General features: G+C 71.6%; 4 protein-coding genes. 1 reads left to right on the top strand and 3 read right to left on the bottom strand.

Annotation, left to right across the window (positions count from 1 at the left end; all coding sequences use genetic code 11):
* The first annotated feature begins 214 nt into the window (after positions 1–214).
* Complete coding sequence (locus L3Q65_RS06650; protein WP_237599063.1) at positions 215–1045, top strand: LuxR C-terminal-related transcriptional regulator; 831 nt, start codon at positions 215–217, stop codon at positions 1043–1045.
* Between the two features lie 34 nt (positions 1046–1079).
* Here L3Q65_RS06650 and L3Q65_RS06645 read toward each other — a convergent pair whose 3' ends face one another.
* From L3Q65_RS06645 to L3Q65_RS06635, 3 genes are read right to left on the bottom strand one after another with little or no spacing between them, the layout of a single operon-like run.
* Positions 1080–2081 (bottom strand): 3-deoxy-7-phosphoheptulonate synthase, encoded by a 1002-nt coding sequence (locus L3Q65_RS06645; RefSeq protein ID WP_182891855.1) that lies wholly within the window; start codon positions 2079–2081, stop codon positions 1080–1082.
* Positions 2082–3392 carry a DHA2 family efflux MFS transporter permease subunit gene (locus L3Q65_RS06640; RefSeq protein WP_182892116.1) on the bottom strand — a complete coding sequence of 437 codons (1311 nt, stop codon included), beginning with the start codon at positions 3390–3392 and terminating at the stop codon, positions 2082–2084.
* 41 nt (positions 3393–3433) lie between these two features.
* The gene (locus L3Q65_RS06635; RefSeq protein ID WP_237599062.1) at positions 3434–13267 is read right to left on the bottom strand and encodes a non-ribosomal peptide synthetase; all 9834 of its coding nucleotides are present in this window, start codon (positions 13265–13267) and stop codon (positions 3434–3436) included.
* Positions 13268–13278: the final 11 nt, after the last annotated feature.

Raw genomic sequence — 13278 nt, 5'->3', positions numbered from 1 at the left:
CCACGGTCATCGTCGGCCGGTGTCGGCACATCGTCACCGCAGGTCAGCCAGCCGGCCACCCCCGAACAGGGGTGGCCGCGCCATCCCCAGGCGCCTTCGCCGGCGGCACTCTGACCAGGCGTTTCGACCCGTACGCGGCGACAACGGCGGCGCGGCTGGGTAGAATCACACCTCCTGCCGGAGCCTCCCGTGCCGCCGAAGTGGGGTGCCTGCCGTGACGAGTGCCACCGAGACCACCGCCGAGGTGCGCCGCGCCCTGGCCCGGCTCCGCAGCGCGGCGGGCGTGCCGCTGTCGTTCGGCGGCGAGGTCGTCGACGGCAAGCGGCTGCGGATGACCGAGCTGCTCGGCAACACCACCACGTCGCTGCTCGGCCTCGTCGTCGCGGAAGGCAAGGGCCTCGGCGGACGCGCGATCGGCGTGCGGAAACCGGTGGTGCTGCCGGACTACTACACCAGCGACGCGATCAGCCACCACTTCGACCGGGCGGTCAAGGCCGAGGGCGTGCGCTCGGTGATGGCGGTGCCGGTGATCGTGCAGCGGACCGTCCGGGCGGTGCTCTACGGCGCGGTCCGCGAACACGTCCGCTTCGGCGACCGGTCGGTCACCGCGATGGTCGAAGTGGCCCGTGACCTGGAACAAGAGCTCGCGGTGCGCGCCGAAGTGCGCCGGCGGCTCGACCTGCTCGCCCCGGAACCGGAACGCGCGCCGTCCGGGAAACCGGCCGAACTGGAAGCGCTCCGGGAAAGCCATGCCGAGCTTCGCCGGATCGCCGCCGCGGTCGACGACCCGGAACTGCGCGCCCGCATCGACGCGGTGTGCCAGTCCCTGACCGGCGCCCCTGCCCGCGGACCGTCTTTGTCGGCGCGCGAATTGGACGTCCTCGAAGGGGCCGCGGCCGGGCAGACCAACGCGGACATCGCGGAAGCGCTCGGCCTGGGCCCGGAGACGGTGAAAAGCTACCTGCGCAACGCGATGCGGAAGCTGGACGCGAAGACCCGCCTCCAAGCCGTCAACGCCGCCCGCCGAGCCAATCTGCTGCCTTAGCCCGCCCGACCGCGCGAAAGATCCGTCCCCGCGATCAAACCCGCACCGCCCGCGCCCGGGCAGCCAGAGCCAACGACTCCAGCAGCGGAACCGTCCGCTCCCACCCGAGACAGGGATCCGTCCGGCTCACCGCCGGATCGGCGGGCACCCGTTCCGGATCCTGCGCCCCGTCCCGCAGATACGACTCGATCATCACCCCGGACACCGCCGCCCCGGCGCGCACCTGCTCCGCGACGTCGGCGACCACCCCGGGCTGCCGGTCGTGGTTCTTTCCGCTGTTCCCGTGCGAGGCGTCGACCACCGCTCTTCGCGGCAGGCCCGCCTCCCCCAGCACCTTCATCGCCTCCGCGACCGACGGCGCGTCGTAATTCGGCACCGGACCGCCGCGCAGGACCAGGTGCGCGTCCGGATTTCCGCTGCTGCGCACGGTTTTCATCCGCCCGTCCACGCCAAGCCCGGGGAACGCGTGCGCCGCCCCGGCCGCGCGGATCGCGTCCACCGCGGGCCCCAGCCGTCCGGACACGCAGTTCTTCATCCCGATCGGCATCGGCAGCCACGACGCCAGCTGCCGGTGCGGCTGGCTGGCCACCGTCCGGGCCCCGATCGCGCCCCAGCTCACCGTGTCCGCGACGTACGGCGCCAGCACCGGATCCACGAACTCGTACGCCAGCGGCAACCCGGTCGCGGCCGCGTCGAGCAAGAACTGCCTGCCCAGCCGGACCCCGGTGGCGAGATCGCCTTTGCCGTCCAGCGTCGGATCCGGCAGGAAGCCGGTCCACCCGGTCACCGACCGCGGTTTCTCCAGGTATGCCCGCAAAACCACCACGAGATCGTCGGCGTACCGAGCCGCCGCGCCGGCCAGCGACTCCGCATAGTCCAGCGCCGCCGACGGGTCGTGCACCGAGCACGGACCCACGATCACCAGCAACCGCGGATCGCGCCGGTCCAGCACCGCCGAGACCGTTTCGCGGTGCCGTGCGACGTCCGGTGCGGCCCCCGCGGTCACCTCCGCCGGGCTGGGCAACGTGTCCTGCATCTACCGGCTCCTTTCCTTAGGCAGCTTCGCCGCCCCGGCAGCCGCCGCCACGACCAGTCCGAGCACCCACCAGAACGTGTCCGCGAAGGCCGCCGCGACGTCCGCGCCCCGTGCGGCCAGCCGGTTCTGCAACACCAGCGCGAGCACAGCGGTCCCGACCGAACCGCCAAGAGTGTTCAGCAAATTCAACGCGCCGGCGGCTTTCGGCAGCTGGGCCTTCTCCAGGCTGCGGTACACCAGCGCCAGCACCGGCGCACTGATCATCGCCGCCCCGAATCCCCGCAGCAGCAACGAAATGACCAGCACGACATCGGGAAGTTCCGGGCTCAGCTGTGTGAAAGCCGCGGTTCCGAGCGTCACCAAACCGATTCCGGACACCACGAGCGTTCGCGGAGCCGCCCGGTCCACCAGGCGATGCACCAGCATCGAGCCCGCTGCCGCGCCGATTCCCTGCGGCACCATAAGCAATCCGGTGTCCCACGCGCCTAATCCGGCACCGCGGCGCAGATACAACGGCAGCAAGAACATCGTGCCGAACACCGAAGCACCCAACACGACCAGCGCCAACGCCGCGGCGCCAAATGGCGGCCGGGTGAACAAGCGCGGATCCAGCAACGGCGCCCGCACGCGCAATCCGTGGCGGACAAACGCAGCCAGCATCAGGAGGCCCGCCACGACAGCAGCCGAGGAAAGCAGCTTCGGATATCCGTCGGAGAATCCGGTCAGCCCGAACACCACTGCGGCCAAACCCGGGGAAAGCAAAGCCGCGCCACGGAAATCGAACGGTGCGCGCGGATCTGTCGGCTGGTCCGCCGCGACGTACCGCAACCCGAGCAGGACTGCGACCACGCCGACCGGCAGGTTGACGTAGAACAGCCACGGCCAGTCCGCGACGCTCAGAATCGCCCCGCTCGCCAGCGGCCCCAGCACCGGCGACAGCAACGGCACTACGCCGACCACGCTGATCAGCCGCCCGATCCGCTCCGGCCCGGCCGCGCGCGCCAGCAACGCCTGCCCCGTCGGCGGGAGCAGACCTCCCGCCAATCCTTGCAGCACGCGGAACGCGACCAGCATCGGCAGCGAACTCGCCAGCCCGCACAACAGCGACGCCGCCCCGAACACGACCACCGCGGTCAGCCACGTCCGCCGCCCGCCGAACCGCGCGGCCAGCCAGCCGGACGCGGGCACCGCGGTCACCACCGCGAGCAGATACGCCGTGGTGACCCACTGGACCTCGGCGACGGACGCGGCGAAACGCTCCGCCAGGGTCTCGACGCCGACCGAGACGATCGTGCTGTCGAGCGTCGCCATGAACGTGCCCAGCACGAGCACGAACGCGGTCCGCCACAGGTTCACCGCAGCCACTCGCCCGCGTCCTCGTCCAGTCGCGAGGGAAGCTCGGCCAGGAACCGCAGCAGGTCCGCGACCAGCGACCGGGCCTCCGCGGCGGAGAGAATCCCGGCCTGGTAACCGAAAATGCCGGACCAGCCGCCCGCGAGTTCGGGGACCACGGTGACCGTCATCGGATAGTGCGTGCGCTCGCGGAACCGGGTGCCGGTGATCGCCAGCCCCGGGGCCGGTTCACGCAGTTTCGCCGGATCCACCGGGTAGTTCTCGAACACGACGAGGCTGTCGAACAACCGGTCCTGCCCCGTCAAGGCAGCCAGTTCCGCCAGGCCGACGTGCTGGTGCGCGAGCAGTTCCTGGTGCCGGGACTGGGTTCGCAGCAGCGTCTCCCCCACGGTTCCGGTGAACCGCACCCGTACCGGAACCGTATTGGCGAGCAGCCCGAGGATCTCCTCGACACCGTCCACTTCGGACGTGCGACCGGAAACCATCGTCCCGAAAGCGACATCGTCGGCCCCGGCCCGAGCAGCCAGCACCGCGGCCCACGCTCCTTGCAGCAACGTTCCCGCCGTGACACCGTGCCGGGCACCGGCTCGCGTCAGCGAAGCGACGAGCGGGGCGTCCACAGTGAACAGTTCCGGCTCGGCCGCCGCGGGCCGCCCGGTCAGGAGTTTCCGCGGCGGCAGACCAGCCAGTTCAGTCCGCCACGCATGCCCGCTGACCGCGTGGTCGCGCGTCGCGAGCCACCGCGTGTAGCGCGACACCGGCACCGCCTCCGGCAGCGACTCCCCGGTGTACCCGGCGAACAACTCGGCCAGGATCCGCGGTGCCGACCAGCCGTCCGACAGCAGGTGATGGCTGGTGAGGACGAGTTCGTGCCGGTCCGGACCGTGCCGGAGCACGGTGACTCGCAGCAACGGCCCCGCCTCGAGGTCGAACGGCTCGGCGAGGTCTTCCGCGAGCAGCCGCTCGGTCTCGCCCGAGCGCACTCGGAAGCCGACCTGCGGTTCCGTCGGCAGCACCTGTACCTCGTGCCCGGCCGGGAAGACCGCGCCCAGGTTCGGATGCCGCCGCACCAGCGCGTTCGCCGCCGCTTCCAACGCGGTCAGATCCAGCCGTCCAGCCAGGGAAAACGCCGCCTGCACCGGATACGGATCCTCGTCCGCGGCCCGCGATTCGCGCAGGATCAGCTCCTGCAGCGGTGTCAACGGCAACAACTCGCCGGCCGGCACCTCGGCGGCCAGCGCAGCGAGTTCCTCCTGGAACGCCGCTCCCAGCGCCGCGATCTCGGCGGTGCCGAACTCCGAGGACGGCCAGGTGAACCGAGCGGCCAGCCGGTCGTCGCGCACCATCGCGTTGACCATCAGGGCGTGCGCGAGCGGTGCTCCGGCCGAGCCGAGCGGATCGGCGTCCGGCGGGCGCCGCCACGGCGTCTCCTCCCGCGGCGCCGCCTCGAACCGGCCGAGGTAGTTCCAGCTGACGTCCGCTCCGGTCGACGTTCCGCCGAGGATGCCGAACCCGAGCCCGTCGCCCGCGGCACGGAGCTGGTCGCGGACCGCGGCGATAGCCGTCTCGCCAGCGGGCGGCGCGATCCGTGCCGGGTACATCGCGGTGAACCAGCCGACCGTCCGGGACAGATCGACGGCTCCGGCGAAGTCCGGCGTGTGGTCCGGACGGCCGTGGTTCTCCAACGCGACCAGCAGCTCCGAGCCGCGCCAGGCGCGGTAAGCCCGCGCGAACGCGGTGAGCAGCACCGCGTCCGGCCCGGTCCGGTACGCACCCGGCAACGTCGTCAGCACCGCCTGCGCGACCTCTTCCGACACCTCGATCTCGTGGTGCTGGGCGGCTCCGCCGACCGGACGGGCCGTTGCCGCGATCCGTTGCCAGTGCGGGCTTTCCGCTTGCCGCGCCGGTTTGGCCGCGACCAACGCGCGGGCCCAGCCGAGGAACGACGGCCCGCGATCCGGCAGCTGACGGCCGAGGTAAGCCTGCTCAAGATCGTCGAGGAGGATCCGCCACGACACCGCGTCCACCACGAGATGGTGGGCGACCAGCGCGAGCCGCCCCGGCCGCGCGGGCCCGGCGTCGATCCACAGCGCCCGCAGCATCGGCCCGGTTCGCGGGTCCATCGCGGACCGGACCGCCGTGATCTGCTCGTCCAGCAGCGCCCGCAGATCCGCGTCTTCCCCCGCCGGGACGACCAGCAGCACGTCCGCCCCGGTCACCGCGCCCGGTTCCGGAACGCGCAGGACGTCGCCGGCCAAGTGCGAACGCAGCACGTCATGCCGTTCGAGGACCGCGTCGAGCGCCGCCCGCCACTTCGGCACGTCGCCGCCGGACGGCACGCACACCTCGACCCACTGGCAGAAGCCGTCGGCGTCCGAGCCAGCGCGTTCCAGCAGTTGCCGCATGACGGGCGTCAGCGGCGCGTCCCCGACCGCGGGCGTGAGATCCGGCGACACCACCACCGTCTTCTCGCTGCACCGAGCCGCGATCCCGGCGATCGTGCCGCCCTCGAAGACGTCCCGCGCGGTCAGGTGCAAGCCCTCGCGCCGGGCGCGCGCGACCAGCCGGAGCGACGCGATGCTGTCGCCGCCAGCGTCGAGGAACCCGTCGTCGATCGTGACGTCCGGGCCGAGCAGTTCGCGAACCACTTGCAGTAGCACGGTTTCCGCTTCCGTCGCCGGTTGCCGGGCCGCCGCGACGTTGCGCGGACCGGGCGCGGGCAACGCAGTCCGGTCGAGCTTGCCGCTGGGCCCGAGCGGCAGCCGCTCCAGCGAGAGCACCGCCGACGGCACCATGTGCGCGGGCAGCTCAGCGGCCAGGTACTCGCGCAGCGCGGCCGGATCCGGATCCGCGCCGTCGACCGGCACGACGTAGCCGGCCAGCCGCCGGTCCCCCGGCCGGTCCTCGCGCACGAGCACGACCGCGGCCCGCACGTCCGGATGCCGCGCCAGCGCCGATTCGATCTCGCCCGGCTCGATCCGGAATCCGCGCAGTTTGACCTGGTGGTCGGCCCGGCCGAGGAACACCAGCTGCCCGTCCGGCCGCCAGCGCACCAGGTCGCCGGTGCGGTACATCCGGTCTCCGGGCGCGCCGAACGGGTCGGCCACGAACCGCTCCGCGGTCTGCCCCGGCCGGTTCACGTACCCGCGCGCGAGCTTCGGCCCGGCCAGGTACAGCTCGCCGGTGACGCCGGTCCCGACCGGCCGCAGCCCCGCGTCCAGCACGTACGCCCGCACCTGCGGGTCCGGCCGTCCGATCGGCAGCGGACCGGGGTCGTCGGCCGAATACACCCACGTGACGGAGTTGATCGTGACCTCGGTCGGGCCGTAGGCGTTGAACAGCGCCCGCCGGTCGCCCCAGCGGTGCGCCAGCTCCGGGTCGAGCCGTTCGGCGCCTACGACGAAGAACACCTCCGGGTCGACCGTCGCGTCGTCCGGCATCGCGGACAGGAACGACGGCAGCAGGTTCAGCCCGGTGACCCGGTGTTCGGCGGCGTAGCCGAGCAGGTCGTCGCCGGACCCGCGCACCTCCTCCGGCGCGATCACCGAGGTGCCGCCGGACAGCAGCGGCAGGAAGAACTGCCAGTACGACACGTCGAAACTCGTGGACGCGAAATGCAGATACCGTTCGCCGTGCCGGATGCCGACGATGTCCTCCTGCAACGCGACCAGGCTCGGAATCCCGCGATGGGCGATCGCGACGCCCTTGGGCTTTCCGGTGGTGCCGGACGTGTAGATCACGTACGCCAGCGAGTCCGGCGCCGGGACCGCATCGTCCCAAGCAGACGGTCCGTTGAGGACCATCGGGTCGATGACCGGAATGCCGAAGCCAGGGTCCGAACTGGACACCACTGCGGCGGGCGCGCTGTCTTTTACCAGATGCGCCAAGCGTTCCGCCGGGTACGCCGGGTCCATCGGCACGTGCACGGCACCGGCCTTGAGCACGCCGAACAGCGCGACGACCAAGTCGATGTCGCGTTCCAGCAGCACCGCGACCGGGTCTTGTTCCCGTACCCCGGCAGCGCGCAACGCGTGCGCGAGCTGGTTCGCCTTCCGGTCCAGTTCCGCGTAAGTCAGGCGGCGGTTCCGGCACACGACGGCTTCGGCGTCCGGCGTTTCCCGCACCCAGCGGGCGAATTCCTCCAGGCAGGTACCGGCCTCCCGTCGTGGCTCGGGTCCGGTTCCTTGCCGAAGCAGAGCCGCTTCCTCTTCCGTGCCAAGGGAACGCAGCCGCGCGACCGGCTGCTGCGGGTCGGCCACCAGCTCGTGCAACAACGTCGTCAGCCAGCGGCCGTAAGCCTGCACGGTCGGCTCGTCGAAGGCCTGCGGCTGGTAGCCGAGGCCGATCGTGATCTCGTCGCCGGGCAGCACGATCACGGTCAGCGGATAGTGCGTCGCGTCGGTGATGTCGACGCCGGCGAGGTCGAGCCCGGGCGCGAGCGGTTCGCGTTCCCGGCTGGAGAGCGGGAAGTTCTCCATGACCAGCATCGTGTCGAACAGATCGCCGACGCCCGCCGCGCGCTGGATGTCCGGCAGGCCGAGGTGATGGTGGTCGGTGAGCCGCGCGTTCTCGTCCTGCACCCGCGCCAGCACCGCCGACGCCGGATCGGACGGGGCGAACGCCACGCGCACCGGGATGGCCGAGCCGAGCTGGCCGATCATCGCTTCCACACCCGGGACGTCGGACGGACGGCCGGACACCGGGCAGCCGAACACCACGTCCTGGCGTCCGGTGAGCCGCGCCAGCAGGACGCCCCACGCGGTCTGGAACACCGCCGTCGACGTCACGCCGCGTTCCCGTGCGAAGACGCGCAGCTGTTCGCTGAACTCCGCACCGAGCCCCACCCAGATCCGTTGTGGACGGTCCGAAGCGGACTCGGCGGTCGCCGGGGCGAGCCGGGTGCCTTCTTCCAATCCAGCCAACGCGGTCCGCCATGCCTCGACCGCCGAGTCGTGGTCGCGGGCGGCCAGCACCCGGTGGTACTCGGCCAACGGCGGCGCGACCGGAGCGGCCGGCCCGCCGTCGAGTTCGGCGTAGGCGGCCAGCAGGGAGCGGCCGACGAGCGGCATCGACCAGCCGTCGAGCAGCGCGTGATGGATCGTCAGCACCAGCCGGTGTTCGGCCGGGCCGAGAGTGAGCAGCAGGAACCGGATCAGCGGCGGCACCGCCGGATCGAACGGCCGGGCCAGCTCGGCCGCGCATTCGCCGTCGGCGTTCTCCGGATGCTCGACGTGTCGCCAGTCCAGGTGCACGTCGGCCGGCACGACCTGGACGACGTCGCCCGCCGCCGTCGTGTGCAGGTGGACGCGCAGCGCCGGATGCCTCCGCAGCAGTTCCTCGGCGGCCGCACGCATCCGTTCCGGGACAAGCCGCCCTTCGAGCCGGGTCACCGCTTGCACGGTGTAGACGTCCGGCCCGCCCCGGGTCAGGGTGTGGAACGACAGCCCGGCCTGCAACGGCGTCGCGGGCAGGACGTCGGCGACCGGGCCCTGCTGTTCGAGGGCGTCGATGTCGTCCTGGGTGAGCGTGACCAGCGGAAGGTCCGACGGGGTGAGCCCGCCGGTGGTCTCCCGCGCGTGCTCGGCGAGCGCGGCCAGTGCCGCGCCCCACGCTTGCTGCAGCCGTTCGACCTCGCTCGGCGGCAGAACCCGGCTCGCGGCGGTCCATTCGACAGCGATCCGCGGGGCGTCTTCCTCGCGAACGAAGCAGTTCAGCGCCAGAACCTGCTCCAAGGCCTTCGCGGGCGGCTCGATGACGGCGAAGGGATCCTCGTCCGGCAACTGCCAGCCGCCGGACAGCGGAGTGAACCGGCCGAGGTAGTTGAGCAGGACGTCCGGCATTTCCGGCGCGAACTCCGCGCCCGGGTCCAAGTATCGGAGGACGCCGAAGCCGATCCCGCCGTCCGGCACCGCTCGTCGTGCTTCCTTGACCGCGCGCAGCAACCGGTCGATCGTGTCCACACCGGACAGTTCAATGCGGACCGGGTATTCGGCGGTGAACCAGCCGACAGTGCGGGCGAGATCCAGCCCTTCGCGGCCGTGGCCCTCCATCGTGACGGTGAGCGCGTCTTCGTCGCCGCGCAGGGTGAGGACCAGCGCGGCGAGCAGCACCTCGTCGACCCCCGCGCGGTACGCGGCGGGCAATGTCGTGAGGATCGCCGTGCTTTCCTTTTCAGTGGCGACGGTGACCGAACGATGTGCGGTGGCTACGGTGTCACGCTCTGGGTCGAGCTTGCTCTTCCGCGTCGACCGCCAGTAGCCGAGTTCGCCACGCCGCGCACCGCTCGCCCCCTGTTCGGCGAGCGCCAGGGCATGCCGTCGCCAGGAGTTGCGCACGGGTTCGAGAACCCCGCCCTCGCACGCTGTCTGCAGATCAGGCAGCAGAATCCGCCAGGAAACGCCGTCGATCGCCAAGTGGTGCACGACGATCACGAGCTGGCCCCCCACCAGCGCGACGCGCAGCATCTCCCCGGCGCGCGGGTCCAATTCGGACGCCAGCCGTTCAGCCACTACAGCCGGATCACCCGTCGCCGCACTGACCGAAGCCACGACCGCGCCCCGCGGGCGGATCACCAACGAGCCATCGGATTCAACGCGAAGCCGCAACACGTCGTGGTGATCGAGAATCGCCTGCACGCCCTCGCGGAGCCCCGGCACCGGACCGTCCGTTCGAAGCACTGTCCACTGTGCATAGCCGGCGATCGCGGCCAGATCCGGGTTCAGCTCGAACAACGTCCGCACGATCGGCGGCGCCGGAACCTCGCCGATCGGCTCGTCCGGTTCGCTGTCCGGTTCGGACAGATCCCGGCTCGCCGCCGCCAGCGCCGCGAAACTGCGCCGCGCCAGCAGATCCCGCGGCCGCAGATCCAGCCCGTGCGCCCGCAACCGGCTGCTCACGCCGATCGCGGTGATGCTGTCGCCGCCGAGGGCGAAGAAATCGTCGTCGACCGCGACCCGCTCCACGCCGATCACCTCGGCGATCGCCGCGCACAACAGCCGTTCCCGCTCGGTCCGCGGCTCCCGCCCGCCCTCGGCGGCCGCGGGCGCGGGCAATGCGGCACGGTCGAGTTTCCCGTTGCTGGTCACCGGAATTTCGTCCAGCACCACGACCGCGGCCGGCACCATCGCCTCCGGCAACCGCTGCGCGAGCGTCGCGCGAACGTCCTCCGCCGCCAGCCCGGCACCGACGACATACCCGATCAGCCGCGGGCCGCGCACCGCCGCCGCGGCGGCCCGCACGCCGGGCACCGCACCGAGCGCACTCTCGACCTCGCCCAATTCCACCCGGTGACCACGAATCTTGACCTGACCGTCACGCCGCCCCAGATACTCCAGCCCACGACCCGGCACCCAGCGCACGACGTCGCCGGTGCGGTACATCCGTTCTCCCGGCGGCCCGAACGGATCGGCGACGAACCGTTCCGCCGTCCCGCCCGGACGGCCGAGATAACCACGCGCCAGATGCGGCCCGGCGAGATACAACTCCCCCCGGCTGCCCGGCAGCACCGGCCGCAGCGCGGCGTCGAGCACATACGCCCGTGTCCCGGGCACCGCGAACCCGATCACCGGCTCGTCCCCGGTGATCAATGCGCTGGCACCGTCCACAGTGGCCTCAGTCGGACCGTAGATGTTGCGCGCCCGGATACCCGACGAAGCGACCCGCTGCCACAGCGCTCTCGGCGTCGCTTCGCCGCCGAGCACCAGCAACGCCGGATCGAGCGATCCCGCGTCCAGCAACGGAGCCGCCATCGACGGCGTTGTGTCGATGACGTCGATCCGGTCTCGCACGAACGCGGTGTGCAGCGCATCGACGTCGCGCGCGGTTTCCGTGTCGTAGACGTGCAATTCGTGCCCGCACAGCATCCACAGCAGCTGCTCGATCGCCGAGTCGAAGGCGAACGAGTACGTGTGCGCCACGCGAAGCCGCCGTCCCTGCGCGGTCTCGGCGACCGTGGTCGCACGGTGGTTCCGCAGCAACGTCTCCAGCCCGCCCGACCGGACCAGCACTCCCTTGGGCTGTCCGGTGGAGCCCGAGGTGAAGATGACGTACGCGAGGTGTTCCGGATGACGGTCCACATCGGACAACTCCGCCGCCGAGCACCCGGCGATCTCGGTTCGTACCGCCGGATCGTCCAGCCGAAGCTGCGACGCTCCCGGAAGCAGGTCTGAATTCGTGACGGCGAGCTTCGGGGTCACCTCGGCGACCAGCGAGCGCAACCGCTCCGTCGGATGCGCCAAGTCCAACGGCAGGAACGCGGCCCCAGCGTCGAGAACCGCCAGCAGCGCCACCACCAGATCAACCGACCTCGGCAATGCCAGCGCCACCACGTCGTCCGCGCCGACACCCCGCGCCCGCAACGCCCGCGCCAGCCGGTGCGCCCGGTCCCGCACCTCGTCGCCGGTGAGCCGCTCGTCGCCGCACATCAGCGCCGTCTGCGCACCGAGTCCGTCCAGCAGTCCTTCCCCGGTCGAAGAAACCGCGGGAGTCGACCATTCGGCCAGCAAGGCATCGACGTCCGGCACCAGGTCCACCCCGCCGACCACCGGCGCGGCCGCCCCGGTGAACGCGGAGATCAACGCCTGCAACGCCGCGAGCTGCGCATCGACGCCAGCCTGGTCCTGCGAACGCGCGTCGACCTCGAATCCCAGCAGCAGCCCGCCGCCGTCCGTCGGCAGCACGCTGAGCCCCATGTCCTCCGGCGGGCCGCCCGCGACGTTCCGCATCGTCCCGCGCGCCTCGCCGAACGCCAGCTCCAGATCGAACGCCTTGAGGTTGATCCCGCGTCCGTGCAGCAAAGCGCCCGCGCCAGGCACCGCCAGATCCCGCGGCAGATTCTCGCCCCGATACCGCTGGTGCGCCCGCATTTCCCGCAACGCCTGCGCGACCCGCCCGGTCAGCTCCTCCGGACGGTCGCCCGGCTCCACGCGAACCCGCAACGGCAGCACGTTGACCGCCATCGCCGGAGTACGCAACGCCGCTCCGACCCGGCACATCAACGGGACCGCGAACACGACGTCCGCCGTCCCGAGCACGCGGTGCAGGAACGCCGCGTAACACGCGATCAGCGCGTCACCCCAGGTCGTCCCCGCGCGCTTCCCCAGTTCGCCAAGCCTGGCGACCTCGTCCGCGGTGAGTTCGGCGCGCGCGGTGAACGTCGCTTCCGGCAGCCCGGCCGCGCTCGCGTCCTCGGCCAGCTCCGGCATCGGCGTGAACCGGTCGCACCAGTACGCGCGGTCCTTCGTGAACCGTTCGCTCATCCGGTACGCGCGATCGGCTTCGACGAGATCCGCGAACCGGCCGAACGCCGACGGCGGCGCCTCTTCGCCCCGGACCGCCGCGGTGTACCGGGCAGCGGTGCGGCGGGCGAGCATCGCCGCGGTGTAGCCGTCGAACACGAGGTGGTGACCGAGCTGCGTAAACCACACTTCGGTGTCGGAAAGCCGGAGGATCAGGTGCGAGAACAATGCCCGGTCCAGCATCCCGCGGCACGCCTCGGCCACCCGCCGCCGCTCCGCCGCGACCCGCGCGTGCGCGGCGGCCAGCGGATCCGGCTCCCCTTGCAGGTCAACGACTTCCGGCAGGGGAACCGGCTCGGCGGACACGGTTTGCCGCGGGCCGTCCGGAGTGTCGAGCACCCGCAGCCGCAGGCTTTCCGCCTCCTCGGCGGTCGCCCGGATCGCCTCCGCCAGCGCCGCGAGGTCGACCGGTTCCCCGCCGGAGATCTCGATGACATCGCCCACCAGGTAGTACGGCGAATCCGGTTCGAGCCGCTGCGCGTTCCAGATGCCCAGCTGTGCGCTGGTCAGCTCGAGAGTGGCAAGTGCGGTGCTCAACTGGTGACTCC

It is taken from the genome of Amycolatopsis sp. FU40, from assembly GCF_021903635.1.
GTDB classification, from domain to species: Bacteria; Actinomycetota; Actinomycetes; order Mycobacteriales; family Pseudonocardiaceae; genus Amycolatopsis; species Amycolatopsis dendrobii.
Note: the sequence above shows the minus strand (reverse complement) of the source record. Positions and strands in the feature narration are given on the sequence as shown.